Genomic DNA, 26,536 nt, shown 5'->3' with positions numbered 1-26,536 from the left:
ATTCATTTTTGGGGTGGCAGGTCTACTTTTAGTCGCCTGGTTCATTCACCACCAACATGAGCGAAAGAACGGGAAAAGCGTTAAAAAACAACAAAATCGTAACGAGGGCCATTCGACCTAGGGGCTGCTCACTATAGCGCTACCTCGAATAGCCTTGACCCTTCGAGTCCTCAGGCGCCGGACAACTGAAACCGATAGCCCACCCCATACAAGGACTCGATGGGCGTTTCCCCCGGGCACGCCTGCTCCAGCTTGCGCCGCAGGTTGCGGATATGGCTGTCCACCGTACGGTCGGTGACTACGCGGTGGTCGGAGTAGAGCTTGTCGAGCAGTTGGTCGCGGGAAAATACCCGGCCGGCGGAGCGTGCAAACGTGCTCAGCAGTCGCAACTCCAGCGGTGTAAGGTCCAAGGCGACGCCATCGAGTGACGCGCGGTACTGCGTTTCGTCGATCCGCAGTCGCGTTGGGGTAGTGCTCAGCAGTTGGGGGCCACGGCGCAGGATGGCCTTGACCCTGGCGACCACCTCGCGAGGGCTGAAGGGCTTGCAGATGTAGTCGTCGGCGCCCAGGTCGAGGCCGAGCAGGCGGTCTACTTCTTCGACGCGGGCAGTGATCATTATGATCGGCACGGCGCTGAAACCGCGCAGGTCCCGGCACACTTGCATACCGTCGCGCCCAGGCAGCATCAGGTCGAGCAAAATCAGGCGAGGGGGCTGGGCGCGCACGCTCGGTACCACCTGCAGGCCGTTGTCCAGGCACAGGGTCGGGTAACCCGCGGCGACCAGGTAATCCTGCAGCAATGCGGCCAGCTTGGGTTCGTCTTCAACGATGAGGATCGGGCTATCTTCGCTCATGAGTCAGGTATTCCGGGGGAGGCGCAGGCTCAGCCAAAGGCCGCCGAGCGGGGAGTGAGCGGCGCTGAGGCTGCCGCCGTGGGCGAGGGCGATGCTGTGGCAGATCGCGAGCCCCAGTCCGGCCCCGCCGCTGGCACGGTTGCGCGAGGATTCGCCGCGATAGAAGCGCTCGAACAGGCGCGGCAATTGCTCGGCCGAAACACCAGGGCCGGAGTCGAGGATGTCGATGCACACGTCAGCGCGATCCAGGACGACGCTGATACGTATTAGCCCATTCGGGTCGGTGTAGCGCACAGTATTTTCCAGCAGATTGGAGAACAGTTGCTGCAAGCGACCGGCATCGGCCAGCAGTTCCACGGGCGGCGCTGGCAAATCCAGTTCGATGCGCAGGTGGCGCGCGTTCAAGCGCTCCTGGAACATCGACACACTGGCGCGCAGCAGCGGCTCCAGTGCGCACGCGCTCTTGCGGTAGGTCAGCGCCCCGACATCCGCCAGGGATAGCTCATACAGGTCATCCACCAGCTTGCTGAGCATGCTCACTTCGCCCTGCAAGGACTGCATCGAGCCTTGGTCGAGGGTGCGCACGCCATCCTCGATGGCCTCCAGCTCGCCGCGCAGTACCGACAGCGGGGTACGCAGTTCGTGGGACACATCGGCCATGAATTCGCGGCGCATCTGCTCATTGCGTTCCAGGGTGTAGGCGAGCTGGTTGAAGTCACGGGCCAATTGGCCCACTTCGTCATTGGAAGTCACCGCCACCCGGCTGCTGAATTCGCCGCTGGCCAGGCGATGTGTTGCCGCAGCCACCCGCTTGACCGGCTCCAGCAGCGTGCGGGCGATCCACCAGGCAATCAGCATCGCCAGCAACAGCGAGAAGGCGCCCATGACCAGGCTGGTGCGTAACTGGTATTGCTGGAACCGTTCGCCGCCGGCTTCGGTCACGCTCTGGAACGGGGTCACGGCCAGCCAGCCCACGGTTTCATCGGCCACCACAATCGGGCGTAACAGCGCGTCGGTGCCAATATCCGGGTAGCCGTTCACGCGCTTCTTATGTTTATCCAGCAGGGCGATCCGGAACAGGGCGCCCGTCAGGTCCGAGGCCAAGGGGGTGCGCAAGTCGTTCTTCGCCGGATCTTCGCCGAGCTCGGGCCGCATGATGTCGAACCAGCGATCCGGCTGGTTACGCAGGAACTCCCAATTGCCCTCCCGCGCATAAGCACTGGCCAGGCGTGGCAGCACCGGCGCCATGCGCTCCAGTGCCTGCTCATTGAGATACCCGAGAAAGCCCCGTCCAAAACTCCAGCTTGTCGCCAGGCCCATGCTCAGGATGACCAGCAGCACACCGGCCAGTACCGCAATAAACAGTTTGGTGGAGATACTCAACTTCATGCAGGTGGGCCATCAAGAATAGGTGGGACCATTTAGGCCCTGGTAAAGGAAAGATTCAACCGGGCTGGGCAATCTTCAATTTTCCTGCACATTTGCCTTGCAGGATGGCGCTGACTCAAGCCATTCCGTGTTGCAGAGGCCGCTATGTCCACGAAAATAATCGCCAAATACCTGGTAACCGCCGCGGTTTTCCTGTCCTTGATCGTTCTGGCCATGCTCGGCGGCTGCTCCGGCGGCGAGCCACCTCCTGAGGCAGTCACGCCCAAAGTCTCGGTGATCAGCATAAAACCCCAGAGCCAAGTGCTGACCACTGAGCTGGCGGGGCGCACCCAGGCCTTCATGGTGGCGCAGATTCGTCCGCAGGTCGGCGGCATCGTCCAGCGGCGACTGTTTGTCGAGGGTGCGGATGTCAAGGTCGGGCAAGCCTTGTACCAATTGGATGCGGCGTCCTACACCGCCGCGCTGGCACAGGCCCAGGCGAGCCTGGCCAAGTACCGCGCCACGCTCAAATCGGCGCAGGCCACCGCCAGGCGCGATGCCGACCTGGTGAAGATCAATGCCATCAGCCAGCAAGATAACGAAGACGCCCAGGCGACCTTGCTGACGGCCGCCGCCGACGTACAAGTTGCCGAGGCCGAAGTCCAGACCGCCCGGATCAACCTGGCCTACACCCGTATTACCTCACCGGTCAGCGGGCGCATCGAAACCTCCACCGTGACCCCGGGGGCGTTGGTGGTGGCTAATCAGGACAGTGCCTTGACCACGGTGCAGCAACTCGATCCGATCTATGTGGATGTGACCCAATCGACCACCGAATTGCTCAAGCTCAAGCGCGACCTGGCCAGCGGCGCGCTGCAGTCCAGCGGTGATGGCCAGGCACGGGTCAGCCTGAAGCTGGACGATGGCAGCGCCTACAACCAGCAGGGGCGGCTCAAAGTCAGTGGTGTGAGTGTCAACGAGGGGACGGGCACGGTCACCCTGCGTGCGGAGTTCGCCAACCCGGAGCACCTGCTGCTACCGGGCATGTATGTCCGCGCGGTGCTCGAACAGGCGCGCGACGAGCAGGCCATCCTGGTTCCGCAAAAAGCCGTGAACCGCAGCGCCAGTGGCGTGACCACCGCGTTGCTGGTGGTCGACGGCAAGGTCGAACAGCGTGAGCTGACCATCGATCGGGCGGTGGGGAATCAGTGGTGGGTGACGGTAGGCCTGCAGGCGGGGGACCAATTGATTGTCGAAGGCGGACAAAAAGTCCGTGCCGGCGCCGCGGTCCAAGTGCAGGATGCCAATGCTCAGGCGGCGACACCTCCCACCCCCGCGAAGGAGGGTTGAGCGTGGCGCACTTTTTTATTGATCGACCGATTTTCGCCTGGGTCATTGCCATCGTGATCATGCTCGGTGGCAGCCTGTCCATCAGCCAGTTGCCGTTGGAGCAATACCCGGATATCGCGCCGCCCACGGTGAAGATTTCCGCCACCTACAACGGGGCCTCGGCCAAGACCGTCGAAGACTCGGTGACCCAGGTCATCGAGCAGCAGATGAAGGGCCTGGATAACCTGACCTATATGTCGGCCACCAGCAGCTCGGCAGGCAGTGCCAGCATCAGTTTGACCTTTACTGCCGGCACCGACCCGGACGTTGCCCAGATGCAGGTGCAGAACAAGCTGCAACAAGCCGAGTCGAGGCTGCCGCAGTCGGTACAAAGCGAAGGCCTGACCGTGACCAAGGGCGGCTCTGACTTCTTGATGATTGTCGCCCTGGCATCGGACGACCCCAGTGTCACCGGCACCCAGATAGGTGACTACATTTCCACCACCTTGCTCGACTCCATCAGCCGGATAGACGGCGTCGGCGATGTGCAGACGTTGGGCTCCGGCTACGCCATGCGCATCTGGCTGGACCCCGCCTTGCTGGAAAAGTATGCGTTGATGCCGTCGGACATCAGCAGTGCCCTGGAAGCGCAGAACACCGAAGTCTCGGCTGGACAGCTCGGCGCCTTGCCCGCGATCAAGGGGCAGCAACTGAACGCTACGATCAGCGCCCGCAGCAAACTGCAGACCGTGGAAGAGTTTCGCAAGGTCGTGGTCAAGTCCAACAGCGACGGTGCCGTGGTACTGCTGGGCGATGTCGCGACCCTGGAACTGGGCAGTGAAAGCTACGACATCAGCACAGCCCTCAATGGCAAGCCCGCGGCGGCCATGGGCGTGCAGTTGGCCGCCGGCGCCAACGCGCTGAACGTAGGCGACGCGGTCAAGGCCAAGCTCAAGGAGATGGAACCGTTCTATCCGGCGCAAATGCAACTGAAAAACGTGATTGCCTACGACACCACGCCCTTTGTCAGCTTGTCCATCGAGGAGGTGGTCAAGGCCTTGGGCGAGGCCATCGTGCTGGTGGTGTTGATCATGTTCCTGTTCCTGCAGAGCCTGCGCGCAACCCTGATCCCGGCGATTACCGTGCCCGTGGTGCTGCTGGGCACGTTCGGCGTGTTGGCGCTGTTCGGCTACTCGATCAACACCTTGACCATGTTTGCCATGGTCCTGGCGATTGGCTTGCTTGTGGACGATGCCATCGTGGTGGTGGAAAACGTGGAGCGGCTGATGGGCGAAGGGCTGTCGCCCGTGGCGGCCACGCGTCAATCGATGCGTGAAATCAGTGGCGCGCTGGTCGGCATCACCCTGGTGCTGAGTGCGGTATTTATCCCCATGGCGTTTTTCGGTGGTTCCACCGGGATCATCTATCGGCAGTTCTCCGTGACCATCGTCTCGGCCATGGTCCTCTCAGTGTTGGTGGCGATGACCCTGACACCCGCGCTGTGCGCGTCGTTGCTCAAAGCGCGCAATGGCGAGGGGCATGGCGCTCAGCGTGGGTTCTTTGGCTGGTTCAACCGCACCTTCGAGCGCGCCGGCGCCGGTTATGAGCGCTGGGTGGGCGTGGTGTTGCGGCGTTGGGCGCGCAGCCTGCTGTTGTATGGGGTGGTGCTGGTGGTGATGGCGGTGGGTTACGTCAGCCTGGCTACTTCGTTTCTGCCGGACGAGGACCAAGGGATTCTGTTGGCGCAGATCCAGTTGCCGGTCGGCGCGACGGACAGCCGCACACAGGCGGTGATCAAGCAGTTTGAGGACTACATCCTGCAACAGCCCGAGGTCGAAGCGATGATCAGCATCAGCGGCTTGGGCATGGGCGGTAACAGCCAGAACACCGCTCGGGCGTTTATCCGCCTCAAGGATTGGTCCGAACGCGGTGGCTCTGGTCAGGGTGCAGCCGCCATTGCCCAGCGGGCGACCCTGGCACTGTCCAGCATCGGTGATGCCGATGCGTTCGTCATGCAGCCGCCGACCGTGCGCGGCCTGGGCCAGAGCTCGGGGTTCGACCTGCAGCTCAAGGACCTCGGTGGCCTGGGCCATGATGCGTTGGTGGCCGCCCGCGAACAGTTCCTTGAGTTGGCCAGGAAAGATGACCGCCTGCTGGGCGTGCGCAGCAACGGGCTGGACGATGCACCGCAGCTCAAGGTCAGCATTGACGACCGCAAGGCCGGGGCCCTGAGCCTGAGTACCAGCGATATCAACAGCACCCTGGCGACGGCGTTAGGCGGCACTTATGTAAACGACTTTCTCAACCAGGGCCGGGTGAAAAAGGTCTATGTAGAGGGCCAGGCATCCTCGCGCATGCAGGCTGCGGACCTCGATCATTGGTTTGTGCGCAACAGTAACAATGAAATGGTGCCGTTCTCGTCCTTTGCCAGCAGCGCCTGGGGCTACGGCTCGCCGCTGCTGGAACGCTACAACGGTAACTCCTCCCTGGAAATTGTGGGCGACCCGGCGCCAGGGGTGAGTTCCGGCGATGCGATGGACGCGGTGGAGGCCATTGTCCGGCAATTGCCCCAGGGTATCGGCTACGAGTGGACCGGGCAGTCTTATCAACTGCGATTATCCGGGTCCCAGGCGCCGCTGCTCTACGGCATTTCCGTGCTGTTCGTATTCCTGTGTCTGGCCGCGCTCTACGAGAGCTGGTCGGTGCCGTTTTCGGTGATCCTGGTAGTGCCCCTGGGGGTCATCGGTGCGGTGCTGGCGACCCGAGTCGCCGGGCTGAGCAACGACGTGTATTTCCAGGTCGGGCTGTTGACCACCGTGGGCCTGGCTGCAAAAAACGCGATCCTGATCGTTGAGTTTGCCAAGCACTTGCAAGAGCAGGGCAGCAGCGTGATCGACGCGACGCTGGTCGCGGTGCGTCAACGCCTGCGGCCAATCCTGATGACGTCCCTTGCCTTCATGTTCGGTGTATTGCCGCTGGCCTTGAGCACCGGTGCAGGCTCCGCCGGGCGCCAGGCGATTGGTACGGGGGTACTGGGCGGCATGTTCAGCGCCACGGCGCTGGGGATCTTCTTTGTACCGTTGTTTTTCGTGCTGATCCGCCGTCGTTTCGGCCGCGTGCGCAGCGCTAGTCAATCTGCCCCGACAGGTGATGCATGATCAAGTCACACTGGCCTTTGCTGGCCGCCATGGCCCTGGGCGGCTGCGTCAACCTGGCGCCGCAGTACGAACGCCCTGAGGCCCCCGTCTCCGAGCAATGGTTGCCGGCGGCCAACCTGCCCAAAGGACAGGTTGGGGCTGATATCAAGTGGCAGCAATTTTGTACCGACCGCCGCCTGGCGCAGTTGCAGCAATTGGCGCTGGCCAATAACCGCGACCTGCGCCTGGCCAGCCTTAACGTTGAAAAGGCCCGGGCGCAGTACCGCATCAAGCGCGCTGACCTGTTTCCTACCGTCGACGCGAGCGTCAGCGGCACTCATAGCCGTACGCCGGGATCGTTGTCCAACACCGGCACGGCAGTCACCACGCACGACTACAGCGCTCAGTTGGGGCTGAGCAGCTATGAACTGGACGTGTTCGGCCGGGTTCGCAACCTGCGCGATGAGGCGCTGGAAGACTACTTGGCGTTGACGGAAACCCGGCGCAGCACGCAAATCAGCCTGGTGGCGGAAGTTGCCACCGCCTGGCTGACCTTGGCCGCCGACAACGAACGGCTGCTGCTGGCCCAGGAAACCCTTACCAGCCAGTTGGCCACCTACGACCTGACCCAGCGCAGCTACGCCTTGGGCGGCTCTTCCGCGTTGTCAGTGGCGCAAGCCCAGACCACCGTCGAATCGGCACGGGGCGATGTAGCGTCCTATGAAAGCCAGATCCTGCAGGACCGCAATGCCTTGCGCCTGCTGGTGGGCAGTGATCTACCCGAGGCCCTCTTGCCGGGCACGCGCCTGGAGTCGGCGTCAGTGCTGGTGGATATACCAGCAGGCCTGCCCTCCAGCCTGTTGCAACAACGCCCGGACGTGCTCTCGGCCGAACACACACTCAAGTCCGCCAACATCGATATTGGCGCGGCCCGTGCGGCGTTTTACCCGAGCATCAGCCTGACCGCCAACGCCGGCTCTTCCAGCTCGGCATTGGCCGGCCTGTTCAAGTCCGGCAGCGGCGCCTGGACGTTTGCCCCGAGCATCAGCGTACCGATTTTTGACGCGGGCAGTAACCGCGCAACCCTGGATTCGGCCAAAGTCGAACGCGAGATTCAGGTGCAGACCTATCAGCAAACCCTGCAAACCGCATTCCGCGAAGTGGCCGACGCGCTGGCGGTGCGCAGCACCCTGGATCGCCGTATTGCCGCGCAACAAGCGCTGACCGACGCCAGCCGCAAAAGCTTCGAACTCTCGGACGCCTTGTATCGGGGCGGCTCCCAAAGCTACCTCGAAGCCCTGGATGCGCAACGCTCGCTCTACAGCGCACAACAGGACCTGATCACCCTGCGCCTGACCGAGCAGAGTAACCGCATCACGCTGTACAAAGTGCTGGGGGGCGGTTGGAATTAACGGCGCTGGCACACGCACACATCACCGCAGCGATGGAACGGCTTGCGCGGATCAAATCGGCTAGTTCATTCAACGGGGAATCAACATGTGTGCTTTTCGTTCCACTTTAAGCGGTTGCGTCCAAGTGCTGGGCTGCGCCTGTTTCATCATGATGTCACCGCTGTGCCTTGCGAATTCCGACGCGGACCCATGGGAAGGTGTTAACCGACCGATCTTCGCATTCAATGACGTACTGGATACCTATGCAATGAAACCCCTCGCCCAGGGCTATCAATTCATCACGCCCGGTGTTGTCCAGGACGGCATTCATAATGTGTTCAACAACCTGGGGGAGGTCAAAAACCTGGCTAACGATGTCCTCCAGGCGAAGTTCCACAGTGCTGGCGTCGACACAAGCCGCTTTTTGCTCAACAGCACGATTGGCCTGGTGGGGTTGATCGATGTCGCGACCCCCATGGGGCTACAGCGCAGTGACGAAGATTTCGGGCAAACTCTCGGTTACTGGGGGGTCAATAGCGGGCCTTACCTGGTGCTGCCGTTCCTGGGGCCAAGTACACTGCGCGATGCGCCAGCCATCCTTCCCGATGCCTACGCCAATCCGGTTCGCTACATTGGCGACGTGCCTACGCGTAATAGCCTGTACGGCCTGGGCGTGATCGACGGACGGGCTCAATACCTGACAGCCGAAAAGCTCATGACCGGCGATAAATACACGTTTATTCGAAGTGCCTATCTGCAAAGCCGAGCGTTCAAGATCAACGGCGCAACCGTAAAGGATGACTTTTGACCGGCGCGCGACGGCAGCATGTTCAGGCATGAGATCTGCCCACTACAGCCGCCCATCAACGGCTCGGCGCTGATGGGCCGCGCCCCTGCGTTCGGTACGTTATCTATCGGCGAGTTGGACTTGGTCACGACCATTTGATTTAGCGCTGTACATGGCGCTGTCCGCACGCCGAACGAGAGCGTCAAATGATTCCGATGGACTCCACGTCGCGACGCCGAAGCTGCACGTTACTTGACCGGCCTCCTCAAAGGGGAGGGCGCTTACGAGGGATCGGAGCTTTTCTGCCAACAGTTTCGTATCGTTCAGGTCGCTTCCAGGGCAGATCAATGCAAACTCTTCCCCACCCGTCCTGCACAGAAGATCGGTTTTGCGTATTGCCGAACGTAGTCGTACGCACAATGACTTCAGCACGTTATCACCACACTGATGCCCCTTGAGGTCGTTGATGCGTTTGAAGTGATCGACGTCGAACATGATCAGCGATAAGGGGCTGCGTTGCGCGTCGGCCTCAACGAGCAGGCGCTCCATCAACGCTTCGAAGTGCCGGCGGTTATACACGCCCGTCAGGTGGTCGGTAATGTTCAATAAGCGCAAGTCTTGCGTGCGCTCATCAACCAGAGAAAGCGCGCGCGCACGCTGTGTGATCAGCATGTACACCATGAACGTCATCAGCAGCGTCAATCCTGTTCCGAACGCGACGATCAGAATGACAAACGCTGCGTGGCTGTTAGAGCTCAAAAATGTCGAGCTTGGGCGAAACTGCATCGAGTAGTGCTGGTCGGCTACTTTCAACACGCGTTGAGCGTAAAGCGCCGAAGGGGCGGCCGGCGATAAGCTCTGATAAAAAATGTCGTTCTGACGCGGTGTGTCGATCAATGACAGGGTCACGTTCAGGCGTTGCAGACTGGGTAACGGAATGCCATGTTCCATCAAGGACGCCAAGCGTATCGTCGAGACGATGAACCCCTGCAAACCATCATCGTCCAGTGAGGCCTCCGAGGGTTCCTTGAATACAGGCGCGACAAAGAAAACCCCGGTCTGGCCACTGGTCATTTTCAAGGGTTCGGACACGACCATTCGATGTGTTTCCCGTGCCTTTCTCAACAAGGCCTCGCGATCCGGGCGGGCGAGTACATCCATGCCGGGTGTTATCTTCACGTCATCGCGCTTGGACAAGTAGAGCAAGACCATGTGCTCCGGACGGCTGGAGAGGGGGGCTTCGGTCTGGGTCATGGGGTCAATCTCATGGTACGAAAAGTCACTCGCACCATTGAGTAGCGCTTTATTGCGAAACGCTTGTAGATCCTGCTCGAGAATCCTCGGTACCCAGCCGTAGGTTTCACCCTCTTCGACGAGAGGCGTGACGAACCCCATGAACTCCTTTTCCGTGACATCGTCGGCGTTGATGAAGAAACGCCTGACGGTGTCCAATTTCAAGTCCTGGAAAGTAAAGCGTCGCTGCAGGCGACTGAATCGTTCGTCAACTTCCCGTTGAAACGCAACGCTAACGGTGCGCTGCTCCGACCCGACGAAAAGTATCAGTACCAAGGTCGTGATGGCCACCCCAGCCAGGCACACGAGAACGCACAGGGTCACGTCGGATGCTTTGAGGGCGCCCATACGAAAAGACATCATTTTCGTGTTCCTTGCTCATCGCCCAAAACAACCTGCAGCCACCCGGTAGGCTTTTTCGATTATCGGCACGCCTGCCAACATCTTTAAAGATAAGACGATGAAATATTCACGGCCACGGTGAGGGACAGGGTCACTCCGCCAGCCGGTTGTACGGTTGCGTCCTGTGTGCTCTAGAACTCGGTCACGACGGTTACGCCAGCGGTCTCGAAGCGGTCCATGTTCATCAACGCGTCGATGGACTGCGCCAGGCTGATGGTTTTACCCACGAGTTTTTCCGGCGCCAGTTTTCCCGAGGTGATCATCTGGATCATGGCGTCATAACGATGTGCTTGCATGCCGTGGCTGCCGTAGATCTCAAGCTCGTGCGCGATGACCTTGCCCATGGGGATCGCCGGCGTGGCGTGGTCCGCGAGCATCAGGCCTACCTGGACGTGCTTGCCTCGACGGCGCAGGTTGTTGATGGAGTTGAAGCACGTGGTGGGATGGCCCAATGCATCCAGCGATACGTGGGCGCCCCCCTGGGTGATTTCCAGCACGGCTTCGGTGACGTCCGCAACGCTGTGTGCGTTCACGGTTGCAACGGCGCCGAGCGCGCGTGCCAGTTCGAGTTTTTCCGGCGAAATATCGATGGCGATGACATTGGCGCCGAGGGCCTGGGCGATCATCACGGCGGACAGGCCCACGCCTCCGCAGCCATGCACCGCGACCCACTGTCCGGCGCTGACGTTGCCTTGGTCAACGACGGCGCGGAATGAAGTGGCGAAGCGGCAGCCCAGGCTCGCAGCAGTCGCGAAGTCCATGCTCTGCGGGAGTGCGACGACGTTCAGGTCGGCCTGGTGTATGCCGACGTACTCCGCAAACGACCCCCAATGAGTGAAGCCCGGTTGAAACTGCGTATTGCAGACTTGCTGGTTACCGCTGTTGCACTCGGGACAGGCGCCACACCCGCCGACAAAAGGCACCGTTACACGGTCGCCGACCTTCCACCGGGTGATATCCCTGCCAACCGCCGTCACGATGCCGGCAAGCTCATGCCCGGGAACATGCGGCAGTTGGATGTCCGGATCATGCCCCTTCCAGCCGTGCCAGTCGCTGCGGCAGACCCCCGTGCCCCGCACCTGTATGACCACGCCGTGACGCTCCGGCGTCGGGTCTTCGACGTTCATCAGGCGCGGCGGTTGGGAAAAGGCTTCGTAGACAACTGCTTTCATGAAAGTCACCTCTGCTTGGATGGACACGACGCTGTATTCGATGGGTTTCAGGTGCGTGGCGGCTCGAATCAGTGCTGATCCATTATGTGCGAATGCCTTGAAATTGCTTTTCAGATTGCGGTTGATAGTGGGCAATGAATGAAATTAATCTTCGTGAGCTCCTACATAATTGAAAGGATCAACCATGCTTGAGCGTCTGGATAAGGTGGATATTGCAATATCGGAGCGACTGCAGCGAGATGGGCGACTCTCGAACGTCAAGTTGGCGGAGCAACTTTCCCTCAGCGAAGCGTCTTGCTGGCGCAAGCAGAAACGCCTGGAAGAATGCGGTGTGATCGAGGGGTATCAAGCCATCCTGAATCGCCGGAAACTGGGCCTGGGGGTGATGGCGTTCGTGCAGATTTCCTGCAGCGATCACAGTGAAGAAGCCACGGAAAAATTTGAGAAAATCATAGCGTCGGCGCCGCAGGTGCTCAGTTGTCACAATACAACTGGCGAAGCGGATTTTTTACTTCAAGTCGTCGCAAGAGATTTGGACAGCTACAGCAGATTCGTGGAAAAAGTGCTGAGAAAGCTCCCGGGCGTATTGAGTATCCGCTCGAACCTTTCACTGCGAGAAATGAAGACCACCCACCGTTTTCCAGTGGCCGAGCTCCTGAGTATCTGAGGACCTCGGATCCGGGCGGTGGCCTGATTACCGGGCCCTGTCCAGGCGCATTGCTTACCTGGCTCACGGCAGGGCCTTTATCGCCTGGACGACCGCATTGACGATGGCCTGGGCGATGACCCGGCGCTGGGCTTTGTCCATCATCGGGCTCAGCCATGCTGGCAGGCTGTTCAGCATGGGCACGATGGCCTGCAGTGCACCTTCGCGCAAGGGGCCACCAGGCTGATGACATAGCTGCCCCACCAGGCTCAGTATTTCTGACTCATAAGCGTCCCTCAATCGCCGTACACGTGCTTCCATCGGCGCGTTCAGGCAGCCGGTGTCCATGACGGCCAGCTTGAACTGCCCGGCCATGTGTTCATGCAATCGAAGGTGGCCTTCGATCAGTTTTGTCAGACGTTGCGCGGGCGTCAGTCTTCGCTTCTTGATCAGCTCGACGTGCGACAACAACGTCTGATACAGCTCCATCAGCCACTCGAAAAGCAGTGCTTCCTTGCTTTCCACGTGGTGATAAATCGCGCCCGGAGTGATGCCGATATGCGCCGCCAGTTCACGCATGCTGACCTGGCTGAAACTGCGCTCCTGGAACAACTCCAGGGCTCTGCGCTGGAATTCCGAGCGACTCAGCACAACACGTACGCTGTGTTGCGCACACGCGACCACGGCCGACGGCCCCGGCCTTGGGTCATGTGTCGAACGCCTGCTGCTTTGCGATTTCCTGGTTGCGCAGAATGAACCGCTGCAATTTGCCACTGGGTGTCTTGGGTAGGTGTTCGACGAACTCGATTTCCCTCGGGTACGCGTGTGCGGCCAGGCGCTGCCGGACATGCAGGCGCAGGACTTCCGCCAACTCGGTGCTTGGTAGGTATTGACCGCTCAGTACGATAAACGCCTTGATCAACTCAGTGCGTTGCGGGTCCGGTTTACCAATCACCGCTGCTTCAACCACCGCAGGGTGTTCGATCAGCGCACTTTCCACATCGAAAGGTCCGACGCGATAGCCGGAGGTGGTGATCACGTCGTCGTTACGGCCCACGAAGCTGATACTGCCGTCGTCATTGAGCTCCACGATATCGCCGCTCAGATAATAACGGTCGACAAACGCCTGGGTAGGCATCCCCAGGTAGCCGTCGAACCAGCACAGGGGCGAGCGCTCGCGATCCACCGCCAACACGCCTGGCCGGCCAGGTGGCAGTTCCCGATGAGCTTCATCCAGCACGACAATCCGGTACCCCGCAACCGCATAACCGGCTGAGCCCTCACGTACCGGGTGACGCAGGCCGTGGTGGTTGCACAGCACCATGCCGATTTCAGTCTGGCCATAATGGTCGTGGATGACCACGCCGAGTTCCTCGGCAAACCAACGGATGACCTGCGGGTTGAGGGGTTCGCCGGCACTGCTGATGACGCGCAGGTGACCGCGTACGGTGTCGGCGAACGCAGCCCCCGCCGCGATCAGCAGGCGGTAGGCGGTCGGCGATCCGGCCAGGTTGGTGATCGCATACTTGGCAATGATCCGGCACGTACTGTCCACCGCGAAAGGGCCGTCATAGAACAGCGTGGCACGGCCACATGCCAGCGGGCCGGTCACCGCGTAATACAAACCATAGGCCCAGCCGGGGTCGGCGAGGTTCCAGAAATGGTCGTCCTCTCGCAGGTCAATCGAATCACGCATATAGCCCTTGAAGGCCAGGATGGCGCTTAATGGCACTTCCAATGGCTTGGCCGGCCCCGTGGTGCCTGACGTGCACATCAGCAGGAACGGCGCACTGGCGTCCAGCAACTCAGGCGCACAATCGGCTTGTTGACGATCCAGGGCGGTCCAGAAGTCGTAATCGTCCGGGTTGCGTGGGTCAGCGCCGGTCACGATGATGCGTGGGCAGTCGATGACGTCGTCCAGCTTGGGGCGATTATGGGCATCGGTCACCACCCAGCGCGCCTCGGAGCAACCCAGGCGCTGCTCGATCGCCTTGGGGCCGAATGCGGTGAAGAGCGGTTGGTAGACCGCGCCGATGCGCCAGGTCCCCAAAATGGCAATCAACAGTTCAACCGTGCGTGGCATCAGGCCCGCTACACGCTCTCCCGGCTTGACCCCTTGCTCGCGTAGGAAGTTGCCGAAGCGCGCAGCGTGGGCCTGCAGTTCGCTGAACGTGTAGCGCGTGGCGCGGCCATCCTGCGTTTCGCAGTACAACGCCACGGCATCACCCAGGGCGTGTCGGTCGCAGCATTCGATGCAGGCGTTCATGGCCCCCAGCTCGCCGTGCAAGTCCTGTGCGGCCAGCTGTCGATAATTGAAAGATGTCACTGCCGAGTCGTAATCGCGCATACCGTACCTGATTGTTATTGTTGGAGGATGTTCTGTGTGGGCACGCCCAGTGCGCGTGCTTTGTTGTCGCTAGCTGTCCATCATTTCGGCCGCTTGCTGTGTGGCCTGGCTGGTTCGAGTGGCCAGCTTGCGAACTTCATCAGCGACCACGGCAAACCCGCGCCCGGCCTCGCCGGCGCGTGCTGCTTCGATGGCGGCGTTCAACGCCAGCAGGTTGGTTTGGCTGGCAATGCCCTGGATGGTGGCGACAATGTGCGTCAACTTGCTGAGCGTGTCCTGCATCACCCGATGTTGTTCCGCCTGCGCCTCACGCATCGTGCTTTCTTCATGGTGGGCATGGATATCGGTGATGGCGCCCACCACGCGTTGCGGGGAACCGTCCGGTGAGCGACGCGTTTGCCCCCGGCCGCGAAACCAGCGGTAAGCGCCACTTTTATGCTTGAGTCGATAATCCACATCAAACGGTGTCTTGCCGCTGCGGTCGTCAACGTGGGCGACAAACGCTGCGATCGCCCGTTCGCTGTCGTCGGGATGCAGGCGCGAAGTCCAGCTTTCCAGGGTGTTGGGGAACTCCTCAACCGTGCTGCACCCCAGCAGTCGACGCATTTGCGACGACCACCAGATGGTATTTTTCGGATTCGCAGGGTCTCCGGCCACCACCTCGATGTCCCAGAGCCCGTCGTGCAGCATTTCCCTGGAAATGTCGAAACGTGTGGCCGCCAGTTCAAGTGTCTCGTTGTGCAGGCGTTGTTCGTGAATGTCACGAAGGGTCCCACCGATGGCAAGAGGTACGCCTTGCGGGTCACGGCTTGCGTTACCGCTGATCGTGCACCAGCGATAGTCACCGCCTGATGTGGCCTTCAGGCGCACCTCCAGCGCAAAGGGCGTCCGCCCACTGCGGTCGGCAAGATGCCGGGCAAGCGCCCCCAGGTGCGGTTGCCGATCAGCGGGATGTAGCTGTTCGCTCCAACGGCCAAGCTGATCAATACCTTGGGCCTGGATCGACGCCGATCCCGTCCACTCCATCGCACATTCCGGCGCGGGAGCGCCGTTTGCAGCCAGTTGCAGCGACCAGAACAGTTCATCTGCACCTTGGGTGATCAGTGCCCAGCGTGTCTCCAGTTCGCGCAAATGCTTGTCGCGGCAGGCCAGGCGTTCGTCCAATTGGCTGACGTTCAATGTCAGTGCGCGCGCTTGCTCCTCCAAGGCACGCCGCTCCTGTAGCAGTTGATCGACGCCTGACAGAATGCGGCGCAATAACGGGTTGTTCGACGATAACGGCGTGCTCGGCTGGTCTGGCTGTTCCAGCCTCTCGGCAAGCGGCGCCAGTACCCAACGGGTGGTTCTGCTGAAAAAAAGCATGGAGCACCTCTACCTCGGTCAAATGGGATCCGCCTGCGGGAGGGGGGAGGGGCCTGCCGACAAGGCCCGGGTGTCAAAGGCTGTCGCTCCCGGCAGGGCTTGCCAGGCCGACGGGCCGGCGGCGATTTCCTGGGCACTCAGCAGGCAGTTGTCGAGTTCGTGTTGCAACCTATGGGTGTCCAGATCCTGGCCGATGAAGACCAACTCCTGCCGGCAGTCCCCGACGATGCTGTCCCACTTGGCCATGATGCTCTGCAACCGATATTCATCCCGGGGCCATTGCGACGGCTCGATGAAGTTCCACCAGCGGCCGACATAGTCCCACTGGAAGTGCTTGCCACTTTGCACCAGCAGGCCGATTTCAAGGTGTCGGCTGGCCAGCCAAAAGTAACCTTTGCTGCGCAGCAGTCGCCCGTTGCACCAGGGTCGCTGGAGAAAATCGAACAGTCGCTTCGGGTGAAAAGGGGCGCGCTCGCGGTACACCCAGGACGTCACGCCATAGGTATCCGACTCGGAGGCCGGTGCGTCGCTGGCCTCCATTGTCTTCATCCAGCCCGGCGACGCCGCAAGGCGGGGTAAATCAAACAGGTGGGTGCCGAGGATATCGGACAGCTCAACGCTACCCTGCGTCATTGGCACGATCCGCGCGGTCGGGTTAAGGCCTGCGAGGACCGCGTGCAAGGCCTGGTAGCCAGGCTCATCGATCAGGTCGAGTTTGTTGACGAGAATGACGTTGGCATACTCCACTTGCTCGATCAGCAGGTCTGCCAGATGGCGCTTGGGCGTATCCTCCTGTGCCGCCTCGCGGTGCACGGTGTCCGGTGACTCAAGCAACGCCTGGAAACGGCTGCCATCGACCACCGTCACCAAGGTATCAAGCCGTGCCAACTCGCTGAGGCTGAAGCCTTCGGCGTCCAGGAAGGCGAACGTCTCCGCAACCGGCATCGGCTCAGAGATCCCAGTGGACTCAATGAGCAGGTAATCGAAACGCTGCTGGCGCGCCAGGGCACTGATCTGCTCGAGCAAATCGGCGCGCAGCGTGCAGCAGATGCAGCCATTGCTCATCTCGATCAACTCATCGCTGCCACGGTGCAGTGACACATCGCGCTGCACCTCCTGGGCATCAATGTTGACCTCGCTCATGTCATTGACGATGACCGCCACCCTGAGGCCTTCGCGATTGCGCAGGATATGGTTGAGCAGGGTGGTTTTGCCGGCGCCGAGGAAGCCGGAAAGCACCGTCACCGGCAGTCGGCCTGTCAGGGCGCCGTCACTCATGCTTTCACCGCTTGAGCGCCATCGGCGTGGTCCAGGTAGCTTTCGAAAAGATCGACCACCACGAGACCATCATCTGCCGCGTCTCCCCAGAGATCTTTCACGCGAAACTCGACGTGGTAGGTCGGCTGGTGCGCCGCACTCAGGTCGCCATGGCCAATCGCGTCCGGGAACGGCCACTGCTCCGATGTGCGGTGCAGCACCACGCCTGCCTTGCCACGCACATAGGCTGGCATGCGGGTATGCCCGGCCACGTACTCGTCTCGCACGACAACCCGGTCGCCCACCTCGAAGTGCGGTCGACCGGTGATCGCCGGGCGACCTTCAGCCTGAGCGGGATTGGCCAGCTTGAAGTGGGAGCCCAAGGCCTCATCGAGTTCCGCCTGGGTGATGACGCCTGTTTCGACCAGCAGGGTGGCGGTCGCAATGACATAGCGTTCGTAGTACTGGGTGCCGACATGTTGGCGGACATCCAGGCGCTCGACGGCGTGGCGCACTTCGTCCACGCTGAATTTTTTCAAGTGATCGGCACCGATGAACATCAAGCTGTAGGCCAGGTGTTCCCAGTCCTGCTTGAATACCTGTTTATAGCTCAGACTGTTAATGGTGTGAGGGACCTTGCCAAAGCCTTGAAAACCACCGAGATCGTGAAAACCATCCATCGTGAATACCTCTGAAAAGTGAAGGAAACAAAGCGCCCCGGTTACGCGACGTGCGGTAGCGCCACGCCGATAAGGACATCCTTGGTGATCAATTTTCGAAGCGCCTCTTCATCCATGGACTCGCTCCCCTGCGGTCGCATAGGCAGCACCAGATAGCGGCTTTCGGCGCTGGTATCCCACACCTTGATGGTGACGTCGTCCGGCAGTTGCGTGCCCAGTTCGCGCAGGACGGTGCGCCCTTCGCGCACCAGCCGCGCGCGGAATTCGAAGCCCTTGTACCACTCCGGCGGCAAGCCGAGGACGGGCCAATTGGTGCAGGAGCACAGGCTGCACACAATCACGTTTTTCAGGTGGGGCGTGTCTTCCAGGGCAACAATGTATTCACCCTGCGGGCCGGTGTAGCCAAATTGAGCACACGCGGCGGTGCCGTCCCTGAGCAGCAGTTCGCGAAACTGCGGGTCTACCCAGGCCTTGGCCACAACTCGAGCGCCATTCTCCGGGCTCCATTCGTGCGCCATCAGTTGCGTCATATGCTCGATGTAACCGTCGGGGATCAGGTCCTTCTGCTTGAGCACTTGCAGTAACGCTTGTGCTCGTTCGCCCGGGGTTGATGTGTTTTTTTCAGGTGTGGTCATCGGTTTATTCCTCATCATTGAGCTTCTGGGCAGCGCCTGGCGGCTTGTTCTTTTTGCGCTGCGGGGGGCGGCTAACAGTCTTTCCAGTCGACAGACGCCTCGAACGCCGCGGCAGCCTGGTAAATCGTGCCTTCGGCATAGTGCTTGCCCACCAGCATGAGCCCCACAGGCAGACCGTCTACCAGACCGCAGGGGATCGACATGGCAGGGTGGCCAGTGATGTCCTGGGCCGAGGCATTGCCGATCATTTCCAGTGCTCGAGCCACGTACTCAGTGATCGAGCAACCCGGTTCCGGGTGGGGCTGGGCAATGATCGGGACGGTCGGCATCACCAGCAGGTCGTAGCGCGCCAAGGCCGCGTCATAGGCCGAGCGTGCCAGGCGCCTGAGGTTTTGCGCCTTGGCGTAGAAACGCCCGTTGTAGCGCTCCACACCGTATTGGCCGACGAACATGCACAGCTTGAGAGAGGCAGACAGGTCATCCGCCTGATCGCGCCATCCGGCTTGCTTGTCCAGCAACCCCAGGTCATACAGCCCTTCCCAGTTAAAGCCCGCCCCATTGCCGTGCATCATCTGCATCGTCAGGCCCTCACAGCCGATGGGGTGCCACAGCGAACCGGCGATCTTGTGCTCAGGCACCGACACCTCCTCGACATGCGCGCCCAGTTGCGAAAACCGTGCGATGGCATTGCGTACAGACGACGCCACGCGCGGATCCTGGTTGGCCAGTTCGAAGCCTTCACGCAGGACGCCGATCCTCAGGCCGCTCACACCGCGTTCCAGGTAATCGCTGTACGTGTCGACCCGGGGCGCGGCTTGCCGGGGATCGAGCCCGTCCGTTCCAGCCATGACCTCCAACATCAAGGCGTTGTCTCGCACATTGGCGGTAATGGGGCCGGCATGATCGATCGTCGCTTCGATGGCCATGATCCCGGTGTAAGGCACCAGGCCGTGGGTAGGCTTCATCCCGTAAGTGCCGCAGAATGCGGAAGGAATCCGGATCGAGCCGCCCTGGTCACCGCCGACTGCCAGGTCGACCTCGCCCGCAGCGACCAACGCCGCGCTGCCGGAAGACGACCCACCCGAGGCAAACCCGTGGCGGTAAGGGTTGTGAACCGGTGCGGGGTCGGAGGTGTGGCTGCCACCGGACAGGCAGTAGTGCTCGCATGTCGCCTTGCCGAGGATGGTTGCGCCCGCGTCGAGCAATCGGGTGACGACGGTGGCGTCGAACGATGGAACGTGACCTTCCAGTGGCTTGGCACCATTCATCATGGGCACGCCAGCCAGTGAGATATTGTCCTTGAGTGCGACCGTTTTACCCGCCAGTTTGCCGTCACGGGCACCGCTGACTTCCGTTCGGACGTACCAGGCGTTGAGTGGGTTGTGCGCAGCCGATGGGCGATAGCCCGAGCTGCGTTCGTAACGTACAAGTGGGATGAAATCGGGCAGCTCGTCAATCAGGTCATAGGCGTCGAAGCTCGCCTGCATCAGCGGCAAGTATTCCCGCGCTTGCTCGGGGCTGAGCTGCATGTGCAGGCGGCTCGCGATATCCAATAGCTGCTCAAGGGTGGGGCGAACGATTGCCATGGTGGGGCTGTCCTTATCGTCTGTGGCCGAAGAGCACTGCATACTCATCAAGGTCAGTGGGCCTGGTGCTCAAGATAGTCCGCGCCTCCAGTCGGAGGCTTGGTTGAAAAAGACAGCGACTTGGCTGAGCCGGACAGCCCTGCGCCAAGGCAGCAGAGGGCTGGGGTCGCTGTCCGATGGACGCGTGTGTCAAAACACGCGGGCGTAGCGCAGGTTCATGCGGAAGTCTTCCTTGGCGCCGTTGTCCACCGAGAGATCCCTGCCCAGCTGCAGCTGGATCTGGTCCTGGGGAGTGACGAATTTGGTGGCCGTCAGACGGAAGTTGGTTGTACCCAACTCGTTATCCTGATTGACGTGCTCGACGTTCGTCTCACCTCCCCAGGTGCGCCCCAAGCCGATACCAAACGCTGTGGTGGCGTCTGGCATGTAACGCCCCATGATCTGTGCTGCATAGGAAACGTCTTGCTTCAGACGGTCGGCATTCGCACCATAATCGGTGTTGTCGCCATACCACGTGGCGCCGCCGACCAGGTCCATTGCCCATTTTTCCGTGAAGTGCTTGACGTAGGCACTCTGCAGTTCGAACTTCCAACGGTTCTCGCCGATATTGAGCGCGTCATCCTTGTCATAAGTGCCAGTGGGTACATACAGATAGGGGGCAATACTGAGGGTGTCGCGGGCTTCGTTGAGCCGCCACTTGAACGGTGCGGTGAGGATCAAGTCGCCGATGCCACGGGTACTGCCCAGCGTCGAGGCGTCACCGCCACTGGAGACGTGCCCGAAAGGCAGCAGGAATTGCGGGTCGATGGTGACTGTGTCACTCAGCGCGTAGACATGGAGCAGACGCAGAATGCCGACGTCTGAGCTCAACGTGTAGTCAGAACTGACCTTGTGCCCGTTGGCGTACGCCGAGTCCGTGGTGGAGTGCTGGTAATAAATCGCACCGATGGTCGCGCCGACCGGGTACTGCTCATAGTCGCCAGGGGCTACTTCGCCGGCGTTCGCATGCAGCGCGGGCAACAGGGTGGAAAGTGTCAGCAGGCGGATCTTGTTCATCTTTTTATTCCTCGCACAGGAAACCGCGCCACCCGGTGAGGGTGGCAAGGAAGCAGGAAATGGGGGGGTAAGCGCCGACGGCGCTCAGGCGGTGGGCGACAGCGCGTCGCGCAACATGCCGGTCTGCGAGTGACAGTTGATGTACTCGAATACCTGGCTCTTGGCGTCTGACACGGACACTTCGTGGTACAGCCGGAGCTTTTTCAACCCAGCGGCCACGCGGAAGAACGTCACGAAGATACGCAGGTGGGTAGGGTGCGACTCTGCCCAGCGTTCGAGTTTCTCCACCGAGCGCCAGTGGCCGATGTTGTAGCTCACGTCGAGAAAGTTGCCGTCAATGTCGATATTGCGCACGAACCTGTTGCTGTAGCAGCCCAGCGGTTGGCCGTTGTCACGCAGGAAGTCCATGCCATCCTGCAAGGTCGGCAAAATCTCATCGAGGTACAGCGAGCGTTCGTCCGCCTCGGCATCCGCCCAGTCCTGGCCTGAGCGGATCAGCGTGAGGTTGTCATGCCCCAGGACCACGACCCGCCCACCCTTGGCAGGGTCACCCGCGATCACTTTCAGCTCACTGGTGGGTTTCATCCAGTCCGTCTGGGAGATCGGGAAGCGGTCGCGCATCGAGCCCCAGTAACCGTGTTCTTCGATCTCGCCACTGGTGGTATCCATGATCGCGCCGACACCGGGCAAGTTTTCCTGGAAGGCGTACAGGGTCTCGAACTGCTCGGCGCGTGGGGCGGTGATTTCGCGGAAGTAGCCCAGGCCCTCACTGAGCCGATCCGGCGAACTCCACCAGTCATTCACCTGGGGGGAGCGTAACCAGCGACAGTGGGCGGCAGGATCTTTCCAGTACCCGACCACAATCAGGTTATCAAACCCACTGCTGTCGGTGTGGTGGGTCAAATCATGGGTCTGAGGGCCATCGGCCAGACTGAAACTGCCGACAATGTGGCGCATCGACTGCAACGCGGCCTCGCGCTGGGCGTCGCCGCGATATTGCACGCCGAGGTAAGCCATCACCACTTGTTCCAGTTGCTCATCAGCGCGCGCGACCCACATCGGGAACGGCGGTTGATACTCGTCGGGCACCCGGCGGGACAGGGTGCGTGGGCATTTGAGATGTGTATCGATTGCAGATTCCATGGTGAGCTCCTCGTTATTTTCGTTCAGGCCTACGGGTGGGCGTCAGCGCTTCGCCGGCAGGTCGCGCTTGGCGGCTTGCCGTCGGTGCAGCAGCGTCATGGCCCCCCATTCAATCAACCAATAAGCCGACTCTTCAGGGGCAAGGTCGCGCCTCTGCAGAAGCCAGGAGGAATCAGCCAATTGTTGTGAATAGTGTCGATGCATGGCGTACCTCATCAGCGGGGTATGGGCTGCTGTGAGGTTGAAATTAGGCTGGGTGGCAAGGGGGCGCTTTGTTCGACGGGACAACCGTTTGGTTGGAAAAGACACCGCAGGACCTGACATTGCGCCGTGGTCCGCGTTGGTGCACCTGCGCCAACCGCGTGACGTGCCGTGCCTCTAAATGGGGAGGGCGGCGCAGGCAATCGCCAGCGGCCTGGGGAGTGTTGCATTGGACATCGCACGGCAGCGTGCTTGGGCGGACTGCCCCGGTGCTTGGCCTGTAAATTGCTTCTGATGGTTGAAAATCGGCCGCAAGTTACACCTTATCTAGCGCCTTTTGCATTGATGTCGAGGTCAGTGTCATGAACCCGAGCACTCAGTATTCAACCCTTGCAGTGTCGGCACCGCGTCGCTTTGATTACTGGAAGGAAGTGGTGTGCCGCCATTGTCTGGCAGCAGACAGCAAACCCTTGTCCCAGAGCAGTTTTGATGGCGCGCTCGCGATCAACACGCTTGGCGACCTGGACATCTGTTCGCTGTCTTCGCCGCTGCATTACTGGGAGCGTTCCGAGCGACACTTGCGCAGCGGCCCGGCTGAAGATTTATGGCTGGGGTTCTCCCGAAATGGCCATGGACAAATTGAGCAAGGCGGAAGGAAAGCCAATCTGGCAACTGGAAATTTGTTTCTTTATGACGCAACACAGGCGTTTCGATTCAGCTTCGGTGGTACCGAAAACCACTTGGTCCGTATTCCGCGTGCCTTACTGACCGAGCGTCTGCCACGAATCGCCGATTACACTGCGATGGTCCTCGACGACCGCCGCCCCGGCGTCGTTCCCTTGCGTGAAATGTTGCGCCAGGCCGCCAGCTCGCCGATGTCGTTGCAGGATGAGCACATCTCCAATCGTTATTCCGGCGCATTGATTGACCTGCTGGTGATAAGCCTGGAACTCCAGGACCTGAAGACAACCCACCAGGAGCTGGACCTCTACGGTCGTATCATGCAGTACATCCAGCGGCACTTGACCGAGCCGGACCTGTCCATCGACGTCATCGCGCAGGCCCATAATGTGTCCACGCGAACCGTGACACGTGCGTTCGCGCGCTACCAGAAAACCCCCGTTGCCGAGATCTGGAGAGAGCGCCTGAATGCCAGCCGTGAAGCGATCGAGCGCGGCCAGGTGCGCAGCGTGTCCCAGGCGGCGCTGGACTTCGGGTTTTCCGACTTTTCCCATTTCAGCCATGCATTTCGCAAGGCCTTTGGCGTTGCACCGAATACCCTTTTGCGCCGCAATTGAGGTGCTTCGCGCTCAGACGGCTGACGATTGAGCGCGGTTGTCGCTGGCCGTTTCCCGGAACAGTCGTGGTGACATACCGAATGTCGATTTGAAGTGCCGGCTGAAATGCGAACTGCTGCCGTAGCCCCAGGCATAGGCAATCTCGGTGAGTGAGCGATGGGCCTGTTCGCGGTTGCGCAGGTCCTCGGCGCAACGGGATAACCGGCGCTGCCAGATATACTCGCTGACGCTGCAGCCCAATTCATCCTGAAAGGCCCGGTGCAAGCTGCGCACCGAGCATTGTTCGGCATTGGCGATACGCTCGATGCTGAGGTCGCGGTCGGCCAGGTGGCGCTCGATATAGGCCTTGAGGCGATTCTGTTTGAAGAAACGGAAGTCGTGGTCCAGTTGCTTTTCATCTTGCTTGTTCTTCAAGGCGTTGTTCAGCAACCCGGCGATGCTGTCGCCGATCAGTCCGGCCGACTGGCTGTTGAGCAACGGGTATTGATGGTAAGCGTCGCTGATCAGGTGCATCAGCATACGCCCCAGCCCGTTGCGGCCACTCAAGTGCATGTCGCCGGTCTGCGTCAGTTGCCCGGCGGCGCCCTGGAACAGCAGGATAAAGTGTTCGCAACCCTGGGTGCTGGTGACGCTGAAGGGCTTGCCACAATCGACCAGGAGCATTTCGTCCGGTGCGACGGTACTGCTTTGCTGGCCTTGCTCGAAGTGACTGACACCGGCGACTTGCAGGATCAGCATGCGCGGCGTGTCGACGACATCGAGCGCTTTGCTCAAGTGGCGTGAATAGCGATGGGCACTGGCGGTCATGCGGCAGAAACGCAGCTGGCCCAGGTCGCCGTATTCCAGCCGCCCCTGGAAGTTACCGTTGTGCAACGGGTCGATGTGTGTGGCTTCCAGGCGCTTTATATACTCCGGCGTGCGGCCCAGGTGGTCGCTCATGAACTCTTTCCACTTCATCAGCCGGTCAGAGCGAACGACCTGTTCGGTGGACACACAGGCTAGGTTATTCATTGGTTTCGCCTTCTGTCTTGTTGTTATGGCTGAAGGGGCAAGGACAGTGCCTTGCCCGATTCTGGCATGCGATCAGAATGGGTAGCGGTGGCTCCCTGCTTGCCAGGTGACCCAATGGGCCCGGGTAAACTCATCCAGGGCATAGTGACCGTTGAAACGCCCAAGGCCGGAGTTCTTCTCGCCACCGAACGGTGCATTGGGTTGATCATCGACGGTGATGTCGTTGATATGGGTCATGCCCGCCACGATGCCACGCGCAAAACTGAGGCCGCGCGCCATGTCCCGGGTGAACACGGCGCTGGATAGACCATATTCGCTTGCGTTGGCCAATTCCAGGGCGTGGGCCTGATTGCGTGCAATCATCAATGGCAATAACGGGCCGAAGGTTTCATCGCGGGCCAATGCCTGGTCGGCGCCCACATCGCCGAAGACATGGGGCGGCAGCACCAGCCCCTGCGCCTGGCCGCCACACAGTTGCGTGAGGCCGGCACGTTCGGCTGCGTCGATGTTCCCCAGCAGGCCATCGAGCTGGCTCTGGTTGACCACCGGCCCGATTACCGTATCGGCCTTGGCCGGGTCACCGGTCTTGAGGTTGCGCACGCGCTCGACCACCAGCGCGGCGAAGTCGGCATACAGCGAACGATCGACAATGACGCGGTTGACGCTCATGCAGATCTGGCCCTGATGCAGGAACCGCCCGACCACGGCGGCATGCGCCGCGATCTCGATGTCCGCATCGTCCAGGACCACCAGCGGTGCGTTGCCGCCCAGTTCCAGCGCCACGCGCTTGATGTGCTTGCCGCCGGTGGCGATGCGTCCGACATTGCGGCCCACGTCGGTGGAACCGGTGAAGGAGATCAGGCTTGGTATCGGGTGCTCGACGAATGCATCACCAATCTCCGAGCCCGCGCCGACCACCACATTCAGCGAACCCGCGGGGAACCCGGCTTCTTCGAACAGATGCGCAATCAGCAGGCCACCGGTGACCGCCGTGTCACTGGCGGGCTTGAGCACCACGGTATTGCCCAGCGCCAGGGCCGGGACCACCGAGCGCATGCTCAGGTACAGCGGGAAATTCCAGGGGCTGATGACGCCGACCACGCCCAGCGGCTCGCGAAACACGAAGCTCTGTTCGCCAGGCTTGTAGCTGCTCAGGATCCGCCCCTCAACCTGCATCGGCAGCGTTGCGCACTCGCGAACCAGGTTGAGGGTGAACTGCCATTCCATCCCCGCCTTGATACGGGTACTGCCGGACTCACGGATCAGCCAGTCGATGATTTCTTCGCTACGGTCCTGAATGACTTGGGCGAGTTTTTCCAGCTGCGCACCGCGCTGGGTCGGGTGCAGCGCTGCCCAGTCGGTCTGTGCGCGCTGGGCAGCCTGGTAGGCGTCATCCAGGTCGGCCACCGAGGCCAGGGGCATTTCCAGCAAGCGTTCGCCGTTGAACGGGTTACGGTCATCCAGGCGGCGTGTCGAACGACCTGTGCGCCAGGTGCCGTTGATGTATTGGTCGCCGCTGATGGCGTAGGTCGCGAAGGTTTTAATTGTCATTGTCTTACCTTGGGCAGGTAGCCGCGTTGA

General features: G+C 60.9%; 21 protein-coding genes and 2 pseudogenes. 6 read left to right on the top strand and 17 right to left on the bottom strand.

Annotation, left to right across the window (positions count from 1 at the left end; all coding sequences use genetic code 11):
- Positions 1–170: 170 nt before the first annotated feature.
- Together ATH90_RS18360 and baeS are read right to left on the bottom strand one after the other, a co-directional pair.
- On the bottom strand, positions 171–854 hold the full coding sequence (locus tag ATH90_RS18360) for a response regulator (protein WP_098466974.1): 684 nt from the start codon (positions 852–854) through the stop codon (positions 171–173).
- A 3-nt stretch (positions 855–857) separates the two neighbouring features.
- A complete protein-coding gene (gene baeS, locus ATH90_RS18355; RefSeq protein WP_098466973.1) occupies positions 858–2,243 on the bottom strand; it encodes a sensor histidine kinase efflux regulator BaeS in 1,386 nt (461 codons plus the stop codon).
- A gap of 144 nt (positions 2,244–2,387) precedes the next feature.
- Between baeS and ATH90_RS18350 the strand changes: the two genes are divergently transcribed.
- From ATH90_RS18350 to ATH90_RS18335, 4 genes are all read left to right on the top strand, one after another.
- Positions 2,388–3,572 (top strand): efflux RND transporter periplasmic adaptor subunit, encoded by a 1,185-nt coding sequence (locus tag ATH90_RS18350; RefSeq protein ID WP_098466972.1) that lies wholly within the window; start codon positions 2,388–2,390, stop codon positions 3,570–3,572.
- Between the two features lie 2 nt (positions 3,573–3,574).
- Positions 3,575–6,709, top strand: coding sequence for an efflux RND transporter permease subunit (locus ATH90_RS18345; RefSeq protein WP_098466971.1), 3,135 nt, complete (start codon positions 3,575–3,577; stop codon positions 6,707–6,709).
- Positions 6,706–8,100: an efflux transporter outer membrane subunit gene (locus tag ATH90_RS18340; RefSeq protein WP_098466970.1), complete on the top strand. Its 1,395-nt coding sequence runs from the start codon at positions 6,706–6,708 to the stop codon at positions 8,098–8,100. The genes ATH90_RS18345 and ATH90_RS18340 overlap by 4 nt, the downstream gene beginning before the upstream one ends.
- 85 nt (positions 8,101–8,185) lie before the next feature.
- A complete protein-coding gene (locus ATH90_RS18335; RefSeq protein ID WP_098466969.1) occupies positions 8,186–8,887 on the top strand; it encodes an MlaA family lipoprotein in 702 nt (233 codons plus the stop codon).
- Positions 8,888–8,986: 99 nt separating this feature from the next.
- On the opposite strand, the gene ATH90_RS18330 is transcribed toward ATH90_RS18335, so the two are convergent.
- Together ATH90_RS18330 and ATH90_RS18325 are read right to left on the bottom strand one after the other, a co-directional pair.
- The gene (locus tag ATH90_RS18330; protein ID WP_098466968.1) at positions 8,987–10,522 is read right to left on the bottom strand and encodes a diguanylate cyclase; all 1,536 of its coding nucleotides are present in this window, start codon (positions 10,520–10,522) and stop codon (positions 8,987–8,989) included.
- A gap of 170 nt (positions 10,523–10,692) precedes the next feature.
- Entirely contained in the window at positions 10,693–11,733 is a 1,041-nt protein-coding gene (locus ATH90_RS18325) for a zinc-dependent alcohol dehydrogenase family protein (protein ID WP_069078744.1), read from the bottom strand.
- Positions 11,734–11,917: 184 nt separating this feature from the next.
- Here ATH90_RS18325 and ATH90_RS18320 point away from each other — a divergent pair, with 184 nt between their 5' ends.
- A complete protein-coding gene (locus ATH90_RS18320) occupies positions 11,918–12,400 on the top strand; it encodes an Lrp/AsnC family transcriptional regulator (RefSeq protein ID WP_017478880.1) in 483 nt (160 codons plus the stop codon).
- 63 nt (positions 12,401–12,463) lie between these two features.
- Here ATH90_RS18320 and ATH90_RS18315 read toward each other — a convergent pair whose 3' ends face one another.
- From ATH90_RS18315 to ATH90_RS29410, 11 genes and pseudogenes are all read right to left on the bottom strand, one after another.
- The gene (locus ATH90_RS18315; protein WP_098467697.1) at positions 12,464–13,027 is read right to left on the bottom strand and encodes a TetR/AcrR family transcriptional regulator; all 564 of its coding nucleotides are present in this window, start codon (positions 13,025–13,027) and stop codon (positions 12,464–12,466) included.
- A gap of 58 nt (positions 13,028–13,085) precedes the next feature.
- Complete coding sequence (locus ATH90_RS18310; RefSeq protein WP_098466967.1) at positions 13,086–14,726, bottom strand: AMP-binding protein; 1,641 nt, start codon at positions 14,724–14,726, stop codon at positions 13,086–13,088.
- Positions 14,727–14,819: 93 nt separating this feature from the next.
- A pseudogene (locus ATH90_RS29975) lies at positions 14,820–15,041 on the bottom strand (methyl-accepting chemotaxis protein); the annotation flags it as partial.
- A gap of 48 nt (positions 15,042–15,089) precedes the next feature.
- A pseudogene (locus tag ATH90_RS29970) lies at positions 15,090–15,752 on the bottom strand (PAS domain-containing protein); the annotation flags it as partial.
- A gap of 354 nt (positions 15,753–16,106) precedes the next feature.
- Positions 16,107–17,366 carry a GTP-binding protein gene (locus ATH90_RS18300; protein WP_098466965.1) on the bottom strand — a complete coding sequence of 420 codons (1,260 nt, stop codon included), beginning with the start codon at positions 17,364–17,366 and terminating at the stop codon, positions 16,107–16,109.
- On the bottom strand, positions 17,363–18,025 hold the full coding sequence (gene nthB / locus ATH90_RS18295; RefSeq protein WP_069077824.1) for a nitrile hydratase subunit beta: 663 nt from the start codon (positions 18,023–18,025) through the stop codon (positions 17,363–17,365). The genes ATH90_RS18300 and nthB overlap by 4 nt, the downstream gene beginning before the upstream one ends.
- Before the next feature lie 41 nt (positions 18,026–18,066).
- Positions 18,067–18,660 carry a nitrile hydratase subunit alpha gene (nthA, locus tag ATH90_RS18290; protein WP_069077825.1) on the bottom strand — a complete coding sequence of 198 codons (594 nt, stop codon included), beginning with the start codon at positions 18,658–18,660 and terminating at the stop codon, positions 18,067–18,069.
- Between the two features lie 71 nt (positions 18,661–18,731).
- On the bottom strand, positions 18,732–20,246 hold the full coding sequence (locus tag ATH90_RS18285; RefSeq protein ID WP_098466964.1) for an amidase: 1,515 nt from the start codon (positions 20,244–20,246) through the stop codon (positions 18,732–18,734).
- A 189-nt stretch (positions 20,247–20,435) separates the two neighbouring features.
- On the bottom strand, positions 20,436–21,302 hold the full coding sequence (locus ATH90_RS18280) for a transporter (RefSeq protein WP_098466963.1): 867 nt from the start codon (positions 21,300–21,302) through the stop codon (positions 20,436–20,438).
- 84 nt (positions 21,303–21,386) lie between these two features.
- Complete coding sequence (gene oxdA / locus ATH90_RS18275) at positions 21,387–22,445, bottom strand: aliphatic aldoxime dehydratase (protein WP_098466962.1); 1,059 nt, start codon at positions 22,443–22,445, stop codon at positions 21,387–21,389.
- 42 nt (positions 22,446–22,487) lie between these two features.
- A complete protein-coding gene (locus ATH90_RS29410; RefSeq protein ID WP_170041135.1) occupies positions 22,488–22,649 on the bottom strand; it encodes a hypothetical protein in 162 nt (53 codons plus the stop codon).
- 359 nt (positions 22,650–23,008) lie between these two features.
- On the opposite strand from ATH90_RS29410, the gene ATH90_RS18270 reads away from it, so the two are divergent.
- Positions 23,009–23,944: an AraC-like ligand-binding domain-containing protein gene (locus ATH90_RS18270; RefSeq protein ID WP_098466961.1), complete on the top strand. Its 936-nt coding sequence runs from the start codon at positions 23,009–23,011 to the stop codon at positions 23,942–23,944.
- A 12-nt stretch (positions 23,945–23,956) separates the two neighbouring features.
- Here the strand turns inward: ATH90_RS18270 and ATH90_RS18265 are convergent, their stop codons facing one another.
- Positions 23,957–24,955 (bottom strand): helix-turn-helix domain-containing protein, encoded by a 999-nt coding sequence (locus ATH90_RS18265; RefSeq protein ID WP_098466960.1) that lies wholly within the window; start codon positions 24,953–24,955, stop codon positions 23,957–23,959.
- A gap of 72 nt (positions 24,956–25,027) precedes the next feature.
- A complete protein-coding gene (locus ATH90_RS18260; protein ID WP_098466959.1) occupies positions 25,028–26,506 on the bottom strand; it encodes an aldehyde dehydrogenase family protein in 1,479 nt (492 codons plus the stop codon).
- Positions 26,507–26,536: the final 30 nt, after the last annotated feature.

It is taken from the genome of Pseudomonas lurida (genome assembly GCF_002563895.1).
In the GTDB taxonomy this organism is placed as follows: domain Bacteria; phylum Pseudomonadota; class Gammaproteobacteria; order Pseudomonadales; family Pseudomonadaceae; genus Aquipseudomonas; species Aquipseudomonas lurida.
Note: the sequence above shows the minus strand (reverse complement) of the source record. Positions and strands in the feature narration are given on the sequence as shown.